Source organism: Bdellovibrio sp. ZFWA1, assembly GCF_056175665.1.
In genome coordinates, this window is sequence record NZ_JBJKJH010000001.1 from 369,971 (window position 1) to 391,795 (window position 21,825).

Sequence of the window (21,825 nt, forward strand, 5' to 3'; positions counted from 1 at the left end):
TCGTATATTATTGTTAATTCAGCACTTTTTCCCATCAAAAGCGGTCTCTGGAATGAACCCTTGCGGTTCGAATACCCAAGCCAGAGGGCTTTCTGTAGAATTTAAGTGCTACGAGTGCGCGATAATGCCTTATTTATCGCGCCCCTGTCAAAAGAAATATTTCTCTTTTTTGCTTATTTTTTAATACCGGCCTAATCTTTGTAATATTTCGTTTTTCGCCTTTAAAGGCACAACGGAATACTCTAAGAATTCCATGCTAAAACTTGCTCGGCCTTGGCTCAAACTGCGCACATCCGTGGCATAGCCGAACAAATTCGCCAAAGGCACCTCTGCAGAAATAATCTGCCCGCCCCCTGGCTTCATATTCATATTCAATATCTTACCGCGACGAGAATTCAGATCCCCAACCACGTTCCCGACGAAATCGTCAGGACAAGACACCTCTAATTTAAAGATAGGCTCTAAAAGCTCAGGATTTGACGCCCGAACTGCATCCCTGAACGCCAGGGAGGTCGCCGCCTTAAACGCCATTTCATGAGCAGCTTCCGGCCGAACCTCGACAGAAGTAAGAATTCCTCGTATTCCCAACATTGAGTAGGAAGCCAAAGGACCCACCTCGCAAGCCTCGCGAAAACCACTTTCGACAGCCTTTAACAGGGGTGCCGTGAATTCTTTACTAAGCGCAACATCTGACCGAAATTGAATTCCCTCCCCAAAAGAGATCGGCTCAATCTTCAGTGAAACTTTGGCATAGTTTTCCTCACCCCCAACAAGACGCTCATAAACATGAACCGCCGATGCTGGAGCTGAAATAGCTTCACGGTATGAAACTTGTGGCTTACCGACATTCGCTTGAACTTTATGCTCACGCAAAAGACGATCTACCAGAATATCTAAATGCAATTCACCCATACCAGACAATAGAATTTGGCCGGTTTCAGGATCATTTCGAAGACGACAAGAAGGATCTTCCTTCTCGAGCTTTTGCAAACCTGCCAACATCTTCTCTTGATCCGCAGATGATTTCGCCTCGATCGCAACAGCAATAACCGGCTCAGGAAATGTAATCGCCTCAAGAACTAGCGCATGAGATGTCTCACAAAGAGTATCTCCAGTACCAGTGAACTTAAGACCAATCACAGCCCCGATATCGCCCGCCTTAAGAACTTCGATCTCTTCTCGTGAGTTCGCATGAACTTTAACGAGCTTTTGAATGCGCTCTTTCTTCTGAGTACGAGGATTAAACAATTGATCACCCACCTTCACTACTCCCGAATAAACACGGATATAAGTGAGGGTTCCAGCAAATGGGTCGTTAGCTATTTTGAAAGCCAACGCTGCTGTATGAGCATCAAAATCAGTAGGACATTTAATAACCTTCTCTGGATCTTCAGGATGCACACCCTCTTTGGGTGGAATATCTAAAGGAGAAGGAAGATAATCTAAAACAGCATCTAAAATAGGTTGCACGCCTTTATTTTTAAAAGCAGCACCACAGAAGACAGGCATCGCCTGCAAGGACAATACAGCCTTACGAAGAGCCTTCTTGAGCTCCGCAACAGAGATCTCTTCGCCATTCAAATATTTCTCAAAAAGTGCGTCGTCAAACTCTACGATTTTTTCAACAATTTCTGTTCTAAATCTAGCAACTTCCTCAACCATGTCAGATGGAATTTCGATAACTTTAAAATTCTCACCTTTGGCATCGCCATCCCAAACAAAAGCTTTTTGTTCGAGAAGATCAACAACACCACGGAATGTATCTTCAACGCCAATTGGAACTTGAACAGGAATAGGATTCGCTCCCAACTTTTCACGAATGCTATTAACACTCATCACGAAGTCAGCGCCTACACGGTCCATTTTATTGATAAAACAAATTCTTGGAACTTTATATTTGTCTGCTTGTCGCCAAACAGTTTCAGACTGGGGCTCCACCCCGTTTACGCCGTCAAATACGGCAACTGCGCCATCTAGAACGCGCAAAGAACGCTCAACCTCAATTGTGAAGTCAACGTGTCCTGGAGTATCGATAATATTGATTCGGTGATCTTTCCAAAAGCACATGGTCGAAGCCGAAGTGATAGTAATACCACGCTCTTGCTCCTGAACCATCCAGTCCATGGTGGCATCGCCATCATGGACTTCTCCGATTTTATGACTTTTCCCTGTATAGTAGAGAATACGTTCGGTCGTGGTCGTTTTACCGGCATCAATGTGTGCCATGATGCCGATATTACGAGTGAATTGAAGATCAGCTATAATTTGAGGATCTTTAGCTGACATTTAAGTAGACTACCAGTTGTAGTGTGAGAAAGCTCTGTTAGATTCAGCCATCTTGTGAACATCTTCACGCTTCTTGATAGAGTTACCTCTATTGTTGTAAGCATCGATCACTTCTGCAGCTAAACGCTTAGAGAAATCTTTTTCACCACGAGCTCTTGAATACTCAACCAACCATCTCATAGCCAAAGCTAAACGACGTGATGGACGAACATCAACAGGAACTTGGTAAGTCGCTCCACCTACACGGCGAGAACGAACTTCAACTGAAGGCTTCGTGTTTTCAATAGCCTTTTTCAAAACAGCAATAGCTTCTTCGCCTGGAACTTTAGTCTTGATTTCCTCAAGAGCTCCGTAGAACAAACGTTGAGCAGTTGCTTTTTGACCGCGAAGCATAATTCTGTTTACGAACTTTGCAACAACGAGGTCTTTAAACACTGGATCTGGAATTACTTCCCTTTTATAGGTCTTTTTACGACGAGACATCTTTACAACCTCTTATTATTTCTTAGGTCTCTTGGTTCCGTACTTAGAACGGCTGCGCAAACGGCCATTCACACCTTGAAGGTCAAGTACGCCACGGACGATATGGTAACGAACACCCGGCAAGTCCTTAACACGACCACCACGAATAAGAACAACAGAGTGCTCTTGTAGGTTGTGACCGATCCCTGGGATGTAAGAGATCACTTCGAAACCGTTAGATAAACGAACTTTTGCTACTTTACGTAAAGCAGAGTTCGGCTTCTTTGGAGTTGTTGTGTAAACGCGAGTACAAACACCACGACGTTGTGGGCAGCTCTTAAGAGCTGGAGACTTAGTAGACGATTTTTGTACAACACGCTCACGTTTAATGAGCTGATTAATTGTTGGCACTTTAATACCCCTATTTACCAATTAACAATGTGACACGAGTGCCGGACCATATCTGGATTAAGGCACTTGGTCAATATCAAGTTGTCAATTTTACATATTTTCTTGTTCTTTTTAATCAGCCAGGGCCTTCGTTCCCCAGCTGATCTCTTCATCAAATCGCACCCCAGAAGGAACTAACCGTTATGGCTAGCACCCATTCCAGGAAGAGACATCATAGGCACTTCGTCATCTTCTTTAACAACGACTTTCCAACGCTTGTACGATGTGAGACCCGTACCTGCAGGGATCAGTCGACCCATGATGATGTTCTCTTTCAGTCCACGCAAATGGTCTGTTCTTGAGTTGATAGCTGCATCCGTCAACACCTTCGTCGTTTCCTGGAAGGATGCTGCTGAAATCCAGCTGTCTGTGCTCAAAGAGACCTTCGTGATACCTAGTAACAGTGGTTTACAAGAAGCCGTTTGACCGCCCTCTTTGTTAACTCTTTGATTTTCCTCAGCATATGAGTACTTCTCTGCCTGTTCTCCAGCCAAGAATCTAGTATCGCCCGCATCAACGATTTCGACCTTACGGAGCATTTGACGAACAATCACTTCAATGTGTTTATCGTTAATCGCAACACCCTGCAAGCGATATACTTCTTGGATCTCATTTGTCAAGTAAGCAGCAAGTGCTTTCTCGCCAAGAACCGCCAAGATATCGTGCGGATTAGTTGGACCATCCATCAAAGCCTCACCGGCTTTAACGTATTCACCTTCACGGACTGCAACGTGCTTACCTTTAGGGATCAGATATTCTTTCTGCTCACCTACGTCAGGAGTTACAATCACGCGCTGCTTACCTTTGACGTCTTTACCGAAAGTCACATAACCATCAATCTCAGAGACGATAGCTGCTTCTTTTGGCTTACGTGCTTCAAACAATTCAGCAACTCGAGGCAAACCACCCGTGATATCTTTTGTTTTAGATGCTTCACGGTGCATTTTCGCTACCATGTCACCAGCGTGGATCTCTTGTCCATCTGCAACAAGGAGTTGAGCTCCAACCGGAACTAGGTAACGAGCAGGAATATCACGTCCAGGAAGATTCAATTGTTTGCCACCAGCATCCACTAAGTGAACTGTTGGCTTAACATCTGAAGACTTCGTCTCGGTGATAACTTTCGTAGCAAAACCAGTAACAGGGTCAACCTGCTCCTGCATTGTCGAACCTTCTTCAATATCATGATATTGGATTCGACCAGAGATTTCGGCGATGATTGGGTTCGAATAAGGATCCCACTCAGCGACAACTTCCCCTTTAGATACTTTCTCACCTTCTTTGAAGTTAAGAATAGCACCGTAAGATAATTTGAACTTCTCGCGCTCACGACCTGTTTCATCGATAACAAGAGCCTCACCGTTACGATTAATAACTGTTGGCTTACCTTGTCTATTGATCACGAAGTGAACGTTGTTCAATTTCAAAGTACCGTCGTAACGAGAAGTATGGACAGATTGCTCAACCGCACGAGATGCCGCACCACCCAAGTGGAATGTACGCATCGTTAACTGAGTACCTGGTTCACCGATCGACTGAGCAGCAATGATACCAACAGCTTCACCAAGGTTCACTGTCGCACCACGAGCCAAGTCACGGCCGTAACACTTCACGCACACGCCACGCAAAGACTGACATGTCAATGCAGAGCGAATTTGTACTTTTTCGATTCCTGCTGAATCAATTTTTTTGATCGCAGCTTCGTCAATTTCATTATTTTGTCGAACATACACAGCACCCGTAGATGGATCTACGATGTCGTGCATAGTTGTACGACCAAGGATACGATCCCCAATCGGCTGGATAATTTCTCCGCCTTCGTAGACCGGAGTGATTTCCAAACCATCAGTTGTTCCGCAATCTTGTTCACTGATAACTACGTCTTGAGCCACGTCAACTAGACGACGAGTCAAGTAACCAGAGTTCGCAGTCTTCAAGGCTGTATCGGCAAGACCTTTACGCGCACCGTGAGTAGAGATGAAGTATTGATATACCGTCAAACCTTCACGGAAATTCGCTGTAATCGGCGTCTCGATGATCTCACCAGATGGTTTAGCCATTAGACCACGCATCGCACCTAGCTGTTTAATCTGGTTCGCAGAACCCCGCGCTCCAGAGTCAGCCATGATGAAGATTGGGTTGAATGATGGACCAACAACTTCTTTACCATCAATGATGAACTTCTGCTTTTCGATGGAACCCATCAACTCTTTAGTCAATTTATCAGTCGTATTTGACCAGATATCGACAACTTTGTTGTAGCGCTCACCGTCTGTGATCAAACCTTCATCGTACTGCTGTTGGATCTCTGCAACTTGCTTCTCGGCATCAGCCAACATCTGACCTTTAACTGGTGGGATCACCATGTCATCGATACAGATCGACATACCTGCTTGAGTTGAATATTTGAATCCCGCTTCCATGATTTTATCAGCAAGGATGCAAGTAGCTTTAGCACCAGCAACACGGAACGTTTTATCGATCAAACCAGCAATGGCTTTCTTCGACATCACAGTGTTCACATCAGCAAATGGAACTTCAGAAGGAACTAGCTCTGACAAGATAGCTCGTCCAACTGTCGTTTCTTCGAGTTTTCCATTAATACGAACCTTAACACCTGCCTGAAGGTCAACCATCCCTGTTTCGTAAGCATATTGAGCTTCTTTAACAGAAGAGAAAACCTTACCAGAGCCAAGCGCGCCAGGACGAGAACGAGTCATCCAATATAGACCCAAGACAACGTCTTGAGATGGATTGATGATTGGCTTACCAGACGCCGGCGAAAGGATGTTGTTTGTAGACATCATCAAGACGCGCGCCTCAACTTGAGCTTCAACAGAAAGTGGAACGTGAACGGCCATTTGGTCACCGTCAAAGTCCGCGTTGAAGGCACCACACACTAGTGGGTGAAGTTGAATCGCTTTACCTTCGTGAAGAACTGGTTCAAAAGCTTGGATACCCAATCTGTGAAGAGTCGGCGCACGGTTCAGAAGCACTGGGTGCTCTTTAACTACGTCCGCAAGAATATCCCAAACTTCAACAGTCTCTTGCTCAACCATCCGCTTAGATTGCTTGATTGTTGAAGTAAGACCTTTTTCTTCAAGTTTGTTGTAAACGAATGGCTTGAACAATTCCAACGCCATCTTCTTAGGAAGACCACACTGGTGAAGTTTCAATGTAGGACCAACTACGATTACCGAACGACCAGAGTAGTCCACACGCTTACCAAGAAGGTTCTGACGGAAACGACCTTGCTTACCTTTCAACATATCTGAAAGCGAACGCAATGGACGCTTGTTAGGACCAGTAAACGTTTTACCACGACGACCGTTATCAAGAAGAGCATCTACCGCTTCTTGAAGCATACGTTTTTCGTTGCGGATGATGATGTCTGGAGCATTCAACTCCATCAATCTCTTCAAACGGTTGTTACGGTTGATAACACGACGGTAAAGATCATTCAGATCTGAAGTCGCGAAACGACCACCATCAAGCGGCACTAGAGGACGAAGATCTGGAGGCAATACAGGTAGAGCCTCAAGCATCATCCACTCTGGACGGTTGATAGAGTTTTTGAAAGCTTCAACAACTTTCAAACGCTTAGATAATTTTTTAATCTGAGCTTCTGATTTAGTTTCGCGAATTTCCATACGAAGCTTGCGAGACAAATATTCAGGATCCATCTTGCGAAGGATGTCACGGATAGACTCACCACCCATGCCAGCTTTGAAGTTTGGACCAAACTCATTAAGAGCCGCCTGGTAAGCTTCTTCAGAAAGGACAGAACCTTCCTCCAAAGAAGTCTCCATTGGATCAATAACGATATACGCTTCACAATAAAGAACCTTTTCAACATCTTTCAAAGAAAGGTTGAGCAAGTTACCAATACGAGAAGGCAACGAACGCAAGAACCAAATATGCGCAACCGGTGTCGCAAGTTCGATGTGTCCAAGGCGCTCACGACGCACCTTGGATTGAGTCACCTCAACACCGCACTTTTCACAAACAACGCCACGATATTTCATACGCTTGTACTTACCGCACAAGCACTCGTAATCCTTGATTGGACCGAAAATCTTCGCACAGAAAAGACCATCTCTTTCCGGCTTGAAGGTACGGTAGTTAATAGTTTCAGGCTTCTTCACCTCACCGAACGACCAATCACGAATCATTTCAGGAGATGCTAAAGATACTCTTACCGCGTCAAACGAAAGTGGATCTTTAGGTTTATCAAAAAAGTTCAACAAGTCTCTCAAGGTACACCCCTATTTCTTGTTGTTAATAGTTAATCTCATTAGTGCTGCTGATCTTCAGCAGAACCAACACCCTCGTCGTCACCAGAATCGTCAGCATTTGGATCATCACGTAAAATGTCCGATTCCATCAACTGAACGTTCAATCCTAGAGCCTGCAATTCTTTAATAAGAACGTTGAAGGACTCAGGAAGACCTGGTTCAAGGATGTTTTCACCCTTCACGATGCTTTCATACATACGAGTTCTTCCTGCCACGTCATCTGACTTAACAGTAAGGAATTCTTGTAGTGAGTAAGCCGCACCGTATGCCTCGATAGCCCAAACTTCCATCTCTCCCAGACGCTGACCCCCGAATTGTGCTTTACCGCCCAGAGGCTGCTGAGACACAAGTGAGTAAGGTCCAATAGAACGAGCGTGGATCTTTTCTTCAACAAGGTGGTGAAGTTTTAACATGTACATCACACCAACAGTAACTTGGTTCGTGAATGGCTCACCAGTACGGCCGTCGAATAGAACCGACTGAGCACGCTCTGGCATATTTGCTTTACGCAACATTGCCTTCACGTCTGCCTCGCGAGCTCCATCGAACACTGGAGTTCCAACGTGGATACCGTTTTTCATTGTTGTGATCATTTTCTTCAATGACTCATCGTCAGCTTTATCAAGCTTCGCATTGATGTCCGCATCGTCGAATGCATTTTTCAATGCCGAACGAGCATTCTCAGTGTGCCAGTTTTCAAGGTGTGCAGAAATCTGCTTACCTAAGTTGTGCGCAGCCCAACCTAAGTGAACCTCAAGGACCTGACCGATGTTCATACGAGACGGAACGCCCAGCGGGTTTAGAACCATGTCAACTGGTGTACCATCTGCCAAGTATGGCATGTCTTCAACTGGAAGGACTTTTGAAACCACACCTTTGTTACCGTGACGGCCGGCGAACTTATCACCAACTTGAAGTTTACGTTTAATAGCAACATAAACTTTAACCATCTTGATAACGCCCGGAGGTAGTTCATCACCCTTACGAAGACGTTCAATTTTTTCATTAAATACTAAGCGAACAGCATCCAACTGGTTACGAGCACCGTCGATAATTTTGTTCACTTGGAATTCCAATTCTTGCTCTAGAGGGATATAGCTCAAAAGTTCGAACGGAATTGTCTCTAGATCTGCAGGAGTGATCTCTTGACCTTTGCTCAATAGTTTCTGGCTACCGTCTTCGTTCAATAGAACGCCAGTAGTGATTTTTCCAGAAAGAATGTCACGAAGCTTAGAGATCGCGTTGTTCTTGATAACGTTCTGCTCTACAGCCAAGTCTTTTTCAAGCTTACGCTTTTTCTCTTCAATGATAGATGACAAACGCTCGTCGCGGTCCGCACCTTCACGTGAGTATACTTGAGCATCGATAACAGTACCGTAAACGCCTGATGGAGCACGCAATGAAGTATCACGTACGTCACCCGCTTTTTCACCGAAGATCGCGCGAAGAAGTTTTTCTTCAGGAGACAATTGAGTTTCACCTTTAGGAGTTACTTTACCAACTAGGATGAAACCTGGGCGAACTTCAGCACCGATACGGATGATACCAGAGCTATCTAGATCTTTAAGTGCTTCTTCACCAACGTTCGCGATATCGCGAGTGATCTCTTCTTTTCCAAGCTTAGTATCACGCGCTACGCACTCGAACTCTTCGATGTGGATAGATGTATAGATATCATCTTTAAGGATACGCTCAGACACGAGGATAGAATCCTCGAAGTTGTAACCCATCCAAGGAGTGAACGCGACAACGATGTTTTGACCAAGAGCCAACTCACCAAGTTCAGTCGCAGGACCGTCCGCAATGATATCACCTTTAGCAACCTTATCACCCGTCTTAACGATTGGTTTTTGGTTGAAGCAAGTTGATGTATTTGTACGTTGGTACTTAGTTAAGTTGTAGATATCTACGTTCGCACCTAGTTCGCCGCCTTTTGCAAAACGACGTACAACGATACGAGATGCATCTACTTCTTCAACGATACCATCATTCATTGTAACAACAGATGTTCCAGAATCGCGAGCAACAAGACGTTCAACGCCAGTTCCAACAAGTGGAGCACGGCTTCTCAAAAGAGGAACGGCTTGACGTTGCATGTTCGATCCCATCAAAGCACGGTTGGCATCATCGTGCTCTAGGAATGGAATCAACGAAGCAGCGATAGACACCAACTGAGATGGAGAAACGTCCATCAAAGTCACTTTGTCTTTTTCGATGATTTCGTATTCACCATCACGACGAGTCAGAACTGTCGGAGTTTTGATGTCTGCACTTGCAGTCGCTTCACGAGTTGCCTGTGCGATATGGTGACCAGCTTCTTCCAAAGCTGACATGTAAGAGATATCTTTAGAAACCTTACCACCATCAACTTTACGATATGGAGTCTCGATGAAACCATAGCTGTTGATACGTGCGTAAGTCGCCAAAGAAGCGATCAAACCGATGTTTGGTCCTTCTGGCGTTTCAATTGGACAGATACGACCGTAGTGAGTTGGGTGAACGTCACGAACTTCGAAGCCCGCGCGATCACGAGTCAAACCACCAGGTCCCAATGCAGAAAGACGACGCTTATGCGTGATTTCTGAAAGTGGGTTCGTCTGATCCATGAATTGTGACAATTGAGAAGAACCGAAGAATTCTTTAACAACAGCGTTCACTGGTTTAGCATTCACTAAATCGTGAGGCATCATTGTTTCAAGATCTTGAAGAGACATTCTTTCGCGGATCGCTCTTTCCATACGAACAAGACCTATACGGTATTGGTTCTCTAGAAGCTCACCCACTGAACGAACACGGCGGTTACCCAAGTGATCGATATCGTCCACAACTCCGCGTCCGTTTTTCAAATCAATCAATGTCTTCACTGAAGACAAGATATCTTTGTGAGTAAGTACGCGGAATGAAGGAGGGCACTCTTCCATAGAGATACCGAACTTGTGGTTGATCTTAATACGACCAACTTCAGATAGGTCATAAGTCTCTGGATCAAAGAATAAACGTTGGAAGAACGTAGTTGCCGCTTCCAAAGTTGGAGGCTCACCAGGACGTAAACGTTTGTAGATTTCGATCAAAGATTCTTCTTTTGTAGAAACTTTATCTACAAGAAGTGTATTGCGAAGGAATGGACCAACAGTCAAACCATCGAAGAAAATCATAAAGAAATTTGTGATGCCAGCATCTAATGCACGCATAATGATTGATTTATTCAACTCAGCGTTTGCATCAGCGATGATTTCACCAGTGTTTTCATCGATAAGTGGTTTAGCCAAAACTTTTCCATCCAAATCTTCGATTTGAACTTCAAGCTCTGTGATATTAAGGTCTTTGATCTTTTTGACGATTGCACGAGTGATACGACGACCTGCTTTAACAAGTGCTTCACCCGATTTAGGATCAACAACGTCAACAAGAGCACGCTGACCTGACATACGCTCGATATCAAGCTTACGATAAAGCTTTCCATCACGAGCATAAACTTCATCTAGGTCATAGAAGTACTCAAGAAGTTGTTCAGCATTGTAACCCAATGCTTTCAAAAGAATAGTTACTGGGAACTTACGACGACGGTCGATACGTACGTGAATAAGATCTTTTTGATCGAATTCAAAATCCAACCAAGATCCACGATAAGGAATCACGCGACCAGAGTAGATAAGTTTACCAGAAGCATTGTTACGACCACCATCGTGATCGAAGAACACACCTGGAGAACGGTGTAACTGAGAAACGACAACGCGCTCGGTACCGTTGATGATGAAAGAACCGTTAGCAGTCATCAAAGGGATTTCACCCAAATATACTTCTTGTTCTTTTACGTCACGGATACTGCGGGCTTCAGTTTCTTCATCAACATCAAATACGATTAAACGTAATGTGACTTTGATTGGTGCCGCGAAGGTCATACCACGCTGACGGCACTCGTCCACATCGTATTTAGCAGGCTCAAGCGTGTAAGACACAAACTCAAGGCTGGCAGTGTTGTTGAAGTCAGAAATAGGGAACACAGATTTGAACACACCGTTCAAGCCTGCTTCACCACGACGATCTGGATCCATTTCTTTCTGAATGAAAGACTCATACGAACTCTTTTGAAGTTCGATAAGATTTGGAATATCGATCACCTGTTTATTCTGAGCAAATGATTTACGGACGCGTAGATTAGACGCTGTAACTGGAGTTTTTTCCACTCGCTCTCCTCGGAAAAAAATGGAAATTCGCTTCGGGGGGAATTGTCCAAGACCCACATTGATTAATCAAACCTTTAAGGAACGGATCACTATAACAAAAAAAGGGGCTCTCTGGCAAGAGAACCCCTCGAAATTATTTGACTAAATTTACTTGATAGTAACTTTAGCGCCGGCTGCTTCAAGAGCCTTTTTGATCTTTTCAGCTTCATCTTTAGATGCGCCTTCTTTAACAGCTTTGCCGCCAGCTTCAACAAGAGCTTTAGCTTCAGCAAGACCAAGACCAGTTACGCCACGTACTTCTTTGATAACGTTGATTTTGTTAGCACCAGCGTCAACAAGGATAACGTCAAAAGCCGTTTTTTCTTCAACAGGTGCAGCAGCTCCACCAGCAACAACAGCAACAGCTGCAGCAGCAGATACGCCCCATTTTTCTTCAAGAGCCTTAACTAGCTCAGCGATTTCAAGTACAGATTTAGCTGAAAGTGCTTCAACCAATTGTTCGTTTGTAAGAGACATTTTAAAATCCTCCAGTAATAATTAATATTTACGATTTCGATGGGGTTAAGCTTGTTGAGCTTCGCCGCCATCACCTTGCATTTTCTTGACGTAAGCATCAAGAACACGAGCCAATGCAGCTGCAGGCTCTTTGAATGTACCAAGAAGCTGTGCACGCATAGCATCTTTGCCAGGTAAGCTAGCCAAGAAGTTAATCTTAGCGGCATCCAGCGGTTGACCATCCATCATACCAGTCTTGATTTGAAGAACTTCTACGTCCTTAGCAAAATCAGCTAGAATTTTGGCAGTCGCATTCACTTCAGTGTAAGAGAAAACAAGCGCACTTGTTCCTTTCAACTTATCAGAGAATGCTGCTTCAATGCCTGGGTATGCTTTCAAAGCTCTTTTTGCAAGAGTATTTCGCACGACCTTCATCTCAGACTCAGAAGCATTCAGTTTTTTACGCAAGCTAGTTACGTGCTCAACTTTCATACCTTTGAAGTCTACGATAAAGGCCCCCGTAGCTTTAGAGAACTTCTCTCCAATTAGTTTAATCTCTTGCTCTTTATCAGCGCGAGTGATCATCGGGTGACCTCCTTTCGTTAGAGTCATTTGCGTCAGGTCGGTTGGAGGTTACTTAAGAATTAAATAAACCTATTGCCCGTCTCGGTAGGCTCTTTTTGATTTAGACCCCTACTCCGAAAAGCAGGGGTACCTACTGTCTCTGACCGCAATCAAAAACTAAAAATATTATTCAGCAGTGCTAGCCGCTGCGTTTGCATCAACTTGGATACCAGGACCCATTGTTGAAGAAACTGAAATGCCCTTAAGGTAAATACCTTTAGAAGCAGACGGCTTCGCTTTCATGATCGCACCCAACAAAGCATCGAAGTTGTCTTGAAGCTTCGCAGCTCCCATAGACTTCTTACCGATACCAGCGTGCACGATACCCGCCTTATCAACGCGGAAATCAAGCTTACCTTTTTTCTCGGCAGAAACTGCTTCACCTACGTTCATAGTGACAGTTCCAACCTTAGGATTTGGCATCAAACCACGAGGTCCAAGGATCTTAGCAACTTTAGAAACAGTCGCCATCATGTCTGGAGTCGCGATACACTTATCGAAATCCAACCATCCACCTTGAATTTTTTCAACAAGGTCATCAGCGCCAACATAGTCAGCACCCGCAGCTTTAGCGTCAGCTTCTTTTGGACCTTTAGCGAAAACAACAACTTTAACTGTTTTGCCAAGACCGTGAGGAAGAGCGATAGCGCCACGAACCTGTTGATCAGATTGCTTAGGATCTACACCCAAACGGAAACATACGTCGATAGTTTCATCGAATTTAGCTGGAGCAACGTCAACAGCCAATGCGATAGCTTCTTTAACAGCGTATTTTTTATTTGAGTCTACTTTTTTTGCAGCAGCAGCAAACTTTTTACCTGACATAGTCTACCACCTATTCCGCAATCTCTAGGCCCATGGAACGTGCTGTTCCAACAACCTGTGACATTGCAGATTCAACTTTCAAGCAGTTAAGATCTGGCAACTTAGTTGTTGCGATAGTCTTAACTTGATCCATCTTAACTTTTCCAACTTTGTCTTTCTGAGGCTGTTTTGAACCTGAATCGATTTTAACAGCTTTCTTAAGCAGATACGACACTGGAGGCGTTTTCGTGATGAAAGTAAACGATCTGTCCTGATAAACAGTGATGATGATCGGAACGATCGCATCGCCCATGCTCTGAGTACGAGCATTGAACTGTTTACAGAATTCCATGATGTTTACCCCATGCTGTCCGAGCGCCGGTCCAACGGGAGGAGCTGGATTCGCTTTCCCTGCCGGAATCTGCAGTTTGATCATACCTGTGACTTTTTTTGCCATGACCCACTCCTGCATTAGGGTTTTAACATAAACATCCGCAGTTCGTGCGGATGTCTCTGTATTTGTTAAATTTCTCCAAAATCGACACTATGTCGAAATTAGATTTAGTTTTTATTAACTTGAATGAAGTCCAACTCAACAGGAGTTGGTCTTCCGAAGATAGAAACAAGAACTTTTACCTTGCCTTTATCTTCATTGATCTCTTCAACTGAACCTTGGAAGTTCGTGAAAGGACCATCCACTACGGTTACTTGCTCACCTACTGTGAAGTTAGCTTTTACCTTAGGTTTTTCTGCAATTCCAGCCATTTGTTGCGTGACGCGAAGAACTTCCGCTTCAGGAACCTCTGGTGGGCGCTTTTTAGAAGATGTACTTCCCACAAAACCCGTCACTTTGGAAGAACTTCTTACCAAATGCCATGTTTCGTCAGTTAAATTCATTTGTACAAAGATATAACCTGGGAAAAATTTACGCGCCTTAGTGATCTTTTGACCACCCTTGCCCAGCTCAACTACGTTTTCCGAAGGGATCAAAATCTCACCAAAAGACTCTTCCATTTTGTGAGTGCGAATTTTCTCTTCGATTGCTTTTTTAGCAGTTCCTTCGCAGCTTGTCTGAACGTTAACGATGTACCACTTTTTTTCCATCGCATCGACCCCTATCTGATGAAGTTATTGATCAAGAAACCTGAGACAAGGTCAAATGTGCTGATAATGACAGAAGAAATCAAGACCATAATAACAACCACTATTGTCATCGCAGTAGTGTCTTTGCGACTTGGCCACACAACCTTACGGACTTCCGCCACAACATCATTACCCCAAGCAATAACCTTAGGATTGAATTGAAGAACAGCAAAAACAACAACGCCGACAGCGACCGGGAGACCGTGTCTTACGATATCATTATCTGCAAAGCGAGCAATGACCCCAAAGGCCCCCGCCAATGCTTTAATTAATAGACTAATCGTGAGGCCCAAAAGAGCACTCGCAACCGCAAAACTGACTGTTAAAATCTTGGAGTTTGTTTTTTCCATGGTCGCTCTCGATGTTATTGTTAATAAAATTGGCAGGGGCTGAGGGATTCGAACCCACGACCTAACGATTTGGAGTCGTTCGCTCTACCACTGGAGCTAAGCCCCTGCACTGTAAAATTCGTAAAATAAGGCACCGAAAAGTGTGTTTTTTGATGCCTATTTTAAACACCGAGGGGGACTCCCTATTTTGGAACGTCCCCCGAGGTGTAAGTTTACTGTTTTGCTAGTTGCTACTCGATAACTTCGACAACAACGCCCGCACCAACAGTTCTTCCACCTTCGCGGATAGCGAAGCGAAGCTCTTTTTCCATTGCGATTGGAGCGATAAGCTCAACTGCAACTTCAACGCGGTCACCAGGCATAACCATTTCAGTGCCAGCTTTCAAAGTTACAACACCAGTAACGTCTGTAGTTCTGAAGTAGAACTGAGGACGGTAACCGTTGAAGAATGGAGTGTGACGTCCGCCTTCTTCTTTAGTAAGGATGTACGCTTCAGCCTTGAATTTCTTGTGAGGCTTGATTGTACCTGGCTTAGCCAAAACTTGACCACGCTCAACGTCTTCTTTCTTAGTACCACGAAGAAGAACACCGCAGTTGTCACCAGCTTGACCTTCGTCAAGAAGCTTACGGAACATTTCGATACCAGTAACAGTTGTTTTTTGAGTTGGACGGATACCAACGATTTCAACTTCGTCACCAACTTTAACGATTCCACGCTCAACACGGCCAGTAACAACTGTACCACGACCAGAGATAGAGAATACGTCTTCGATAGGCATCAAGAAAGTTTTATCGATAGCACGTTGAGGTTCTGGGATATAAGTATCACAAGCATCCATCAACGCTTTGATCGCTGGGCGACCGATTTCAGAAGTATCACCTTCCAAAGCTTTCAAAGCAGAACCTTTAACAACTGGGATTTCATCGCCAGGGAATTCGTACTTAGAAAGAAGTTCGCGAACTTCAAGCTCAACAAGCTCAAGAAGTTCTTTATCGTCAACCATGTCAACTTTGTTCATGAAAACAACAAGAGCAGGAACACCTACTTGACGAGCAAGAAGGATGTGCTCACGAGTTTGAGGCATAGGACCGTCAGCTGCAGAAACAACTAGGATCGCACCGTCCATTTGAGCGGCACCAGTGATCATGTTCTTAACGTAGTCAGCGTGTCCTGGGCAGTCAACGTGCGCGTAGTGACGCTTTTCAGTTTCATACTCAACGTGAGTAGTCGCGATAGTGATACCACGCTCTCTCTCTTCTGGAGACTTATCGATTTGATCGTAAGCCATCGCCTGAGCTTTACCTTCAGCAGCCAAAGTTGTAGTGATAGCAGCTGTTAGAGTTGTCTTACCATGGTCAACGTGACCGATTGTGCCGATGTTAACATGCGGCTTCGAGCGGTTAAATTTCTCTTTAGACATTATTTCCTCCTGAAGAGAGTTTTTATTTTTATTATCTTTATAAAAATCAAATTCCTAAAGCTACTAAAATCTGGAGCCCATGATCGGAGCCGAACCGACGACCTCACCCTTACCAAGGGTGTGCTCTACCACTGAGCTACATGGGCCCTATGGAAGCTTTTAAGTCGAGACCAAGTAAAACTTGGAGCGGGAGACGGGTCTCGAACCCGCAACCCTCTGCTTGGAAGGCAGATACTCTAGCCAATTGAGCTACTCCCGCTTACGACTTAAAATCCGGTTAAACCGGCCCTAAATTCTTGTGACTACACATCATTTGGAGAAAAAAATGGTGGGCAGGGTAGGATTCGAACCTACGTAGACCGAAGCCAGCAGATTTACAGTCTGCCCCCTTTAGCCACTCGGGCACCTACCCACAGATGTACACTCACCAGGATTCAAAGAAAATGGAGCTGGTTATGGGACTCGAACCCGCAACCTGCTGATTACAAATCAGCTGCTCTACCAATTGAGCTAAACCAGCACGTCATAGATTTCTAAGCTATAGAACCTGATAACCCGAAAAGTTGTACTGGAAAAATTGCACTCCAGTCAAAGGGTTATTTAAAAAAAATTATGTTTTCTTTGTTTTGGCGCGCTGTGCAAACTGCCTGCAAGTCTCGGAAAGCGCCATGGCTGCAGCCACAGAAGCATTATAGCTAGCCCCCGCACTGACCTGAGGAATACTCACGAGTTCGTCACAAATTTTTTCAGTGGTACCACGCAGACCTTTGTCCTCTGCCCCAATAGCCCAAACTACTTTTTCCGGAAGGTTCATATCAAACAGAGTTTTTGTCGCTTTATGCGAAAGACCATAAATCCAATAGCCCTGCTCTTTAAGAGCCTCCGCATGACGAGTGAAGTTATTTACTTGCTCTAAGGGAACATGCTCCACACCGCCACAGGCCACCTTATGAACGATCGGAGTCAAACCAACAGCCCGATCCTCTGGAGTGATAATCGCATCTGCCCCAACCAACCAAGATGTTCGCATAATCGCACCTAAATTGTGCGGATCCTCAAGACCATCCAGCATCAATACGACGGACTGCTCTTTCGATTTTAATAAGTCAAAACTAAACTCGGGCGCACCGTCCACATACAAAACAGCTCCTTGATGAGTGGATGCAAGTTTATCTAGCACCCCGTCCGATTTAACCTCGAACTGAAGACGCAAGCGCTGAGCTGACTCGACAATTCTTCGAAGATCTTCGTTAGACTCCCAAGTTCCTTTGACCCATAGTTTTTTACAATCAGAACTAGCAACCTTGAGCGCTTCATTGATCGCGTGATTACCAACAACGGCCCTCCAAGTTTTTGGAATATCTGCAACTCCCCCGGCCTTTACTGCCACAGCAGGCCCACGCCCAGAATTTCTAGCGCCGGAACGAGATTGAGAGTGTCCAGAAGACCGAGGCGAATGAGACGACTTACCAAATGATTTTTTCAAAATTAAACTCCTAAAAATTCTGCAGCCGCACGAACGGGATCCTGCGCTTCGATGATTGGGCGACCTACAACCAATGCCGAGGCCCCTAATTGCAATGCATCTTGGGGACCCATGATCCTTTTTTGATCCTGGCTCCCGTCCATACTAGTGCGAATTCCCGGCGTGACAAGATACAGACCTGTATTTTGCAAATTTTGGAGGATCAGCGGCAGCTCGTGCGGCGAGCAAACAACAGAAGAAAGCCCCGCTTCGCGAGTAAGCTGAACCAGATCTAGCACAGAAGAGCTTAACGCCTGATCTTTAAAAATAGGCGGCAATGAGGACTGATCCCAAGAGGTAAGAATAGTAACAGCTAAAACTTTAAATGGACGACGAGCACTCAACTCGGCCTCGACCCGAGCCATCCTTTGCAGCGCCTCCATCCCCGAAGTTGCATGAACGGTCACCAAAGAAGCTCCAGCTTCGAAACTGGCTCGAACGGCGGCCTCCATCGTCGATGGAATATCAAGATGTTTATTATCTAGGAAAATTGGACCAAACTTCGCCATTTTTTGAACAAAATCAGAACCGTAACGAAGACACAATCGAGGTCCGAGCTTGAAGCCACCAACAACATCTTTGAGCTGATCGGCAAGTTTCAAAGCCTGTCCCGCTTCGTCCACATCCAAAGCCACTATGACTGGATTCTTCATCGGCGCACTTTTGTGATTGATCATCAACACCCCACCTACAAAATTTACTTAGCAAGCTTTGCTTAACGAATTTTCTCTACCTAACTTTACCTCGGAGAGATTTTTTTTCGCCATGAATTTTCTTAGATTCAATTCGCTTTCGCTGCGAAGACCTTGTCGGCTTCGTAGCGATTCGCTTCTTTGGAACGATCAGGGCTTTTAGAAAAAGGCCCTCCATCTTCTTATAGCATTCTTTTCTGTTAGTTAACTGGTCCCGCTCGGACTCTGAGCGAATCAAAATCTCGCCCCCGATGGTCAGAGACGATTTCAGCTTTTCACGCAGGAACGCTTTTTCTTCTTCGTTCAAAACATAAGAGGCTTCTAAAGACCATCTGATGCGAATTGCAGACTCGGTTCGATTAACATGCTGACCCCCGGCACCCTGCGAACGCATGGCTTCAACCAAACATTCTCGCAATAGATCCGGAATTTTTGCTTTAATACTAAACCTAGGTCCCATCTCTGCCTCGTCATTGCAAGAATGGCAGGAATACTGCCTTCAGTCGAGTTAAATCATTCTGGGCTCCCCGCAATACGAATCTATCTTTAAATTGAACCTATGCAAAATCACAAAACTTTAACATCTCTTATTCGCTCTGCCTTAGCCATTATTGTTTTCTTTTCTCAAGCGATCTGTTGGTCGGCAGAGGACAATTCGCTGTTCTCCAATTTAGATTACCCTGAACTTCAAGTCGCCCCTCGCGCCAGCGAGCGCCTCACCCAACTAGCGGCCCTCGAAGAAGACCAGGGTGCATTGCTCTACTGGACAACCATGAGCTCGGGCCTGGCTACTTTTGTTGCCGGCGCAACCCACGTCGGAAAAAACAAACCCAACCCGACAGAGCAGCAAAAGCAAGACAGCAAATTTGCCGCTAATACAGCAATGGGTGTTGGCCTTGGATGGATGGGGATGGGAGCTTTTTTTAGCTATAAAAAATGGGCCGCAAATCGTCTTCAAGAGATTCGTAAAATTTCAGGCAAAGACAAACGAAGTGAGCTTGCAAGAGAGCGCATGGCCGAAGAGGGACTTGCCTTTGCAGCTGATAACCTAAAAACTCTTAAGTATCTTAGCGTTGCCACTAACTTTATTGCGGCCGCCTACGTTTCGAATTATACACCTCAAAATAATCAAATTTACTCGGGCGTGGCCATTGGATTGGCGTTTCTACCTTTACTTTTTGACAACCCTTACGAAACAGCTTGGGACAAACAACAAGAATATAAAAAGAAAATCTATGTTCCATTGGTCTCATGGAATATCAACGCACAAAAGAATCCAGAGCTGAGCTTGGTATGGAACTTTTAAGGAAGGCTGTAAAGTACACTGTCATTTCATTTCTATTCACGAGCCTGACAGGAAATGCCGGAGCGGCCACAGCATTACCCGAAACAGTAGACCCCATGAAATTTAAGACCTGCCAATCTCACGAAAACTTCAAGGCGGCGTTCGATTACCTAAAAGGCCGCAAAGACCTTCCACTCAACGATAATAAAATTTTAAAAGCCGCCCTATCAATATCCGAAGGCTGTGATGGTTCCGCCGAACGCTTTAAAAAAATATTTGAACTTCTTGAAAAAAGCGGAGTGGATCTTAAAAAATCATTCGAGCTGGCCCGTGACTTTGCCGCCATGAGCGACCCCCAAACCGATAACTTCATAATTTTATTCAAGGGACTCTTCCTAGAAAATAAATTTGATCTAGATTTTCAGACGGCCTACCGCACGGCCCTCGAGCTTTCTGTCTTTCTTCCAAAAGATTGGCTAAAAGTTCAAAAGGATTTTCAAAGTTTTTTAACTTTTTGTGATCAACAAAAAAATCTTCCTCTGCCAACTCAAATTTGTGCTCGCTGGACTCTACAGCTTTTAAAATTTTCGGACAAATTTCCCAGTGGCATTTACTCGGAATTCGAAAGCTTTAATTCGGCTCTTGTTAAACTTAAAGGCCCCCAACTCCCAATCCAAGATCGGTTGAATCTAACACTAAAAATTTTTGAATATGGCGAAAAGGCACCTCCTGCTTTTATAAATTCTTTAAAATGGAGCGCAAGCAAAGAAGCCCCGCCCCTATCGCCCGAGCAAGCATGGAGATTGGCATTGCTAGTAAGTCAAAATGCAGCAAGGACTGAATTAAAGGGCTCTGAGAATGCCAAATAAGACTCGACTCTGTGGGCTTATTTCAATCCTTTTGTGTACCATGAAGGCTGCTCCAGCCTGGCCCACCAATCAAATTCAAAAAAGCAACTTGATGACGGTGGAACTTGAATGGGAAGAGATGATTGGAGCCACTCAATATCAAATTGAACTGGAACATATTCAAAAAAAATCTAGGCAGTTGTTTCAATCGGCGTCTCCAAATTTTATCTTAAAGCTTGAGCCCGGCATCTACCGAATGCAAGGACGAGTCGCAGACGAACGGGGCGTCTACGGAGATCGCTCGAAACCTGAAGAATTTCGGGTCCTTCCTAGGCCGCCCAAAGTTTCTTCGATAAAGAATCCTCCCCCTCTTCAGCCAAACCCAAAGACATTTGTCGCCGAGACCCCAATACGCTGGGAACCCATTGAATCTTGCAGCAAATACAAGGTCTCGATTTTAGATTTCAAAGGAAATAAAATCCAAGAACTTACAACCTTGAGTTCCGAGCTTAATTTAAAACTGCGTGCAGGAACTTATAAAGTTCTTGTTCAGGGTCTGACCGCTGATGGCCTTGAATCTTTACCCAGCGAAATATTTGAAAACTTACAAATTCAAGCGATGGAGGTTCCTGCAATCACCAATATCCGCATCGAAGAAGATGGTAGGTTCAGGTTGCAACGGGAAGACCATCTCAAAGTCTGGGGAATTCTTGAGAGTAGAAAGTTCTTAGCCACTCAATGGAAAAAGATACAGGACTTCACAGTCGCGAACGATTTTTGGATGCCACCGGAGGATTTAGCCCCAGGCCAATATAGGATCAGCTTTTTCCATCAAAACAGTTTTAACGAAAGCTCTCGGGCCGAGACCCAGGAATTTGAAGTAAAACCCACCGAGAAATCATTGCCCTAACAAGATCTTGAATTGATTTTAGAAAGCTTTACCACTAGATCATGGTCC

The 21,825-nt window shown here is 44.6% G+C and carries 17 protein-coding genes, 5 tRNA genes and 2 pseudogenes; 4 read left to right on the forward strand and 20 right to left on the reverse strand.

The window, feature by feature from the left end; translation table 11 throughout:
- Positions 1-180: 180 nt before the first annotated feature.
- The 6 genes from fusA to rplL all read right to left on the reverse strand — a co-directional run bounded on the left by fusA (position 181) and on the right by rplL (position 12,196).
- Positions 181-2,286, reverse strand: a complete 2,106-nt coding sequence (gene fusA, locus AC04MN_RS01820; RefSeq protein ID WP_475381479.1) for an elongation factor G — start codon at positions 2,284-2,286, stop codon at positions 181-183.
- 9 nt (positions 2,287-2,295) lie between these two features.
- The gene (gene rpsG, locus AC04MN_RS01825; RefSeq protein ID WP_475381480.1) at positions 2,296-2,769 is read right to left on the reverse strand and encodes a 30S ribosomal protein S7; all 474 of its coding nucleotides are present in this window, start codon (positions 2,767-2,769) and stop codon (positions 2,296-2,298) included.
- Between the two features lie 15 nt (positions 2,770-2,784).
- On the reverse strand, positions 2,785-3,159 hold the full coding sequence (gene rpsL, locus AC04MN_RS01830) for a 30S ribosomal protein S12 (RefSeq protein ID WP_475381481.1): 375 nt from the start codon (positions 3,157-3,159) through the stop codon (positions 2,785-2,787).
- Between the two features lie 173 nt (positions 3,160-3,332).
- Positions 3,333-7,454 carry a DNA-directed RNA polymerase subunit beta' gene (gene rpoC / locus AC04MN_RS01835; protein ID WP_475381482.1) on the reverse strand — a complete coding sequence of 1,374 codons (4,122 nt, stop codon included), beginning with the start codon at positions 7,452-7,454 and terminating at the stop codon, positions 3,333-3,335.
- A gap of 38 nt (positions 7,455-7,492) precedes the next feature.
- Positions 7,493-11,680 carry a DNA-directed RNA polymerase subunit beta gene (gene rpoB / locus AC04MN_RS01840; RefSeq protein ID WP_475381483.1) on the reverse strand — a complete coding sequence of 1,396 codons (4,188 nt, stop codon included), beginning with the start codon at positions 11,678-11,680 and terminating at the stop codon, positions 7,493-7,495.
- Between the two features lie 147 nt (positions 11,681-11,827).
- Complete coding sequence (rplL, locus tag AC04MN_RS01845; RefSeq protein WP_475381484.1) at positions 11,828-12,196, reverse strand: 50S ribosomal protein L7/L12; 369 nt, start codon at positions 12,194-12,196, stop codon at positions 11,828-11,830.
- A gap of 39 nt (positions 12,197-12,235) precedes the next feature.
- Between rplL and AC04MN_RS01850 the strand changes: the two are divergent.
- A pseudogene (locus tag AC04MN_RS01850) lies at positions 12,236-12,328 on the forward strand (hypothetical protein); the annotation flags it as partial.
- On the opposite strand, the pseudogene rplJ reads toward AC04MN_RS01850, so the two are convergent.
- The 14 genes and pseudogenes from rplJ to arfB all read right to left on the reverse strand — a co-directional run.
- A pseudogene (rplJ, locus tag AC04MN_RS01855) lies at positions 12,290-12,787 on the reverse strand (50S ribosomal protein L10); the annotation flags it as partial. The pseudogenes AC04MN_RS01850 and rplJ overlap by 39 nt on opposite strands.
- 138 nt (positions 12,788-12,925) lie before the next feature.
- Positions 12,926-13,624, reverse strand: coding sequence for a 50S ribosomal protein L1 (rplA, locus tag AC04MN_RS01860; protein WP_475381485.1), 699 nt, complete (start codon positions 13,622-13,624; stop codon positions 12,926-12,928).
- 10 nt (positions 13,625-13,634) lie between these two features.
- On the reverse strand, positions 13,635-14,060 hold the full coding sequence (gene rplK / locus AC04MN_RS01865) for a 50S ribosomal protein L11 (protein WP_475381486.1): 426 nt from the start codon (positions 14,058-14,060) through the stop codon (positions 13,635-13,637).
- Between the two features lie 104 nt (positions 14,061-14,164).
- Entirely contained in the window at positions 14,165-14,707 is a 543-nt protein-coding gene (gene nusG / locus AC04MN_RS01870; protein WP_475381487.1) for a transcription termination/antitermination protein NusG, read from the reverse strand.
- 11 nt (positions 14,708-14,718) lie between these two features.
- Complete coding sequence (secE, locus tag AC04MN_RS01875) at positions 14,719-15,096, reverse strand: preprotein translocase subunit SecE (RefSeq protein WP_475381488.1); 378 nt, start codon at positions 15,094-15,096, stop codon at positions 14,719-14,721.
- Between the two features lie 30 nt (positions 15,097-15,126).
- Positions 15,127-15,202 (reverse strand) — tRNA-Trp (locus AC04MN_RS01880).
- A gap of 124 nt (positions 15,203-15,326) precedes the next feature.
- On the reverse strand, positions 15,327-16,517 hold the full coding sequence (tuf, locus tag AC04MN_RS01885) for an elongation factor Tu (RefSeq protein ID WP_475381489.1): 1,191 nt from the start codon (positions 16,515-16,517) through the stop codon (positions 15,327-15,329).
- Positions 16,518-16,588: 71 nt separating this feature from the next.
- A tRNA-Thr gene (locus AC04MN_RS01890) sits at positions 16,589-16,663 on the reverse strand.
- A gap of 36 nt (positions 16,664-16,699) precedes the next feature.
- Positions 16,700-16,776: transfer RNA gene (locus AC04MN_RS01895), tRNA-Gly, on the reverse strand.
- Between the two features lie 67 nt (positions 16,777-16,843).
- Positions 16,844-16,929 (reverse strand) — tRNA-Tyr (locus AC04MN_RS01900).
- A gap of 32 nt (positions 16,930-16,961) precedes the next feature.
- Positions 16,962-17,037, reverse strand: a tRNA-Thr gene (locus AC04MN_RS01905).
- Between the two features lie 90 nt (positions 17,038-17,127).
- On the reverse strand, positions 17,128-18,003 hold the full coding sequence (gene rlmB, locus AC04MN_RS01910) for a 23S rRNA (guanosine(2251)-2'-O)-methyltransferase RlmB (protein WP_475381490.1): 876 nt from the start codon (positions 18,001-18,003) through the stop codon (positions 17,128-17,130).
- Positions 18,004-18,005: 2 nt separating this feature from the next.
- On the reverse strand, positions 18,006-18,719 hold the full coding sequence (pyrF, locus tag AC04MN_RS01915; protein ID WP_475381491.1) for an orotidine-5'-phosphate decarboxylase: 714 nt from the start codon (positions 18,717-18,719) through the stop codon (positions 18,006-18,008).
- Positions 18,720-18,771: 52 nt separating this feature from the next.
- Complete coding sequence (gene arfB, locus AC04MN_RS01920) at positions 18,772-19,194, reverse strand: alternative ribosome rescue aminoacyl-tRNA hydrolase ArfB (protein ID WP_475381492.1); 423 nt, start codon at positions 19,192-19,194, stop codon at positions 18,772-18,774.
- Positions 19,195-19,293: 99 nt separating this feature from the next.
- Between arfB and AC04MN_RS01925 the strand changes: the two genes are divergently transcribed.
- The 3 genes from AC04MN_RS01925 to AC04MN_RS01935 are packed head-to-tail and all read left to right on the forward strand — an operon-like array spanning position 19,294 to position 21,777.
- Positions 19,294-20,040 (forward strand): hypothetical protein, encoded by a 747-nt coding sequence (locus AC04MN_RS01925; protein WP_475381493.1) that lies wholly within the window; start codon positions 19,294-19,296, stop codon positions 20,038-20,040.
- Entirely contained in the window at positions 19,986-20,888 is a 903-nt protein-coding gene (locus AC04MN_RS01930; RefSeq protein ID WP_475381494.1) for a hypothetical protein, read from the forward strand. The genes AC04MN_RS01925 and AC04MN_RS01930 overlap by 55 nt, the downstream gene beginning before the upstream one ends.
- On the forward strand, positions 20,878-21,777 hold the full coding sequence (locus tag AC04MN_RS01935) for a hypothetical protein (protein ID WP_475381495.1): 900 nt from the start codon (positions 20,878-20,880) through the stop codon (positions 21,775-21,777). The genes AC04MN_RS01930 and AC04MN_RS01935 overlap by 11 nt, the downstream gene beginning before the upstream one ends.
- Positions 21,778-21,825 lie beyond the last annotated feature (48 nt).

What these genes read in the sequence shown, in the direction of transcription:
- fusA (WP_475381479.1), bottom strand. Translation starts at nt 2,286, where the DNA reads ATGTCAGCTAAAGATCCTCAAATTATAGCTGATCTTCAATTCACTCGT.
- rpsG (WP_475381480.1), bottom strand. Translation starts at nt 2,769, where the DNA reads ATGTCTCGTCGTAAAAAGACCTATAAAAGGGAAGTAATTCCAGATCCA.
- rplL (WP_475381484.1), bottom strand. Translation starts at nt 12,196, where the DNA reads ATGTCTCTTACAAACGAACAATTGGTTGAAGCACTTTCAGCTAAATCT.
- rplA (WP_475381485.1), bottom strand. Translation starts at nt 13,624, where the DNA reads ATGTCAGGTAAAAAGTTTGCTGCTGCTGCAAAAAAAGTAGACTCAAAT.
- rplK (WP_475381486.1), bottom strand. Translation starts at nt 14,060, where the DNA reads ATGGCAAAAAAAGTCACAGGTATGATCAAACTGCAGATTCCGGCAGGG.
- nusG (WP_475381487.1), bottom strand. Translation starts at nt 14,707, where the DNA reads ATGGAAAAAAAGTGGTACATCGTTAACGTTCAGACAAGCTGCGAAGGA.
- secE (WP_475381488.1), bottom strand. Translation starts at nt 15,096, where the DNA reads ATGGAAAAAACAAACTCCAAGATTTTAACAGTCAGTTTTGCGGTTGCG.
- tuf (WP_475381489.1), bottom strand. Translation starts at nt 16,517, where the DNA reads ATGTCTAAAGAGAAATTTAACCGCTCGAAGCCGCATGTTAACATCGGC.
- pyrF (WP_475381491.1), bottom strand. Translation starts at nt 18,719, where the DNA reads ATGATCAATCACAAAAGTGCGCCGATGAAGAATCCAGTCATAGTGGCT.
- arfB (WP_475381492.1), bottom strand. Translation starts at nt 19,194, where the DNA reads ATGGGACCTAGGTTTAGTATTAAAGCAAAAATTCCGGATCTATTGCGA.
- AC04MN_RS01925 (WP_475381493.1), top strand. Translation starts at nt 19,294, where the DNA reads ATGCAAAATCACAAAACTTTAACATCTCTTATTCGCTCTGCCTTAGCC.
- AC04MN_RS01930 (WP_475381494.1), top strand. Translation starts at nt 19,986, where the DNA reads ATGGAATATCAACGCACAAAAGAATCCAGAGCTGAGCTTGGTATGGAA.
- AC04MN_RS01935 (WP_475381495.1), top strand. Translation starts at nt 20,878, where the DNA reads ATGCCAAATAAGACTCGACTCTGTGGGCTTATTTCAATCCTTTTGTGT.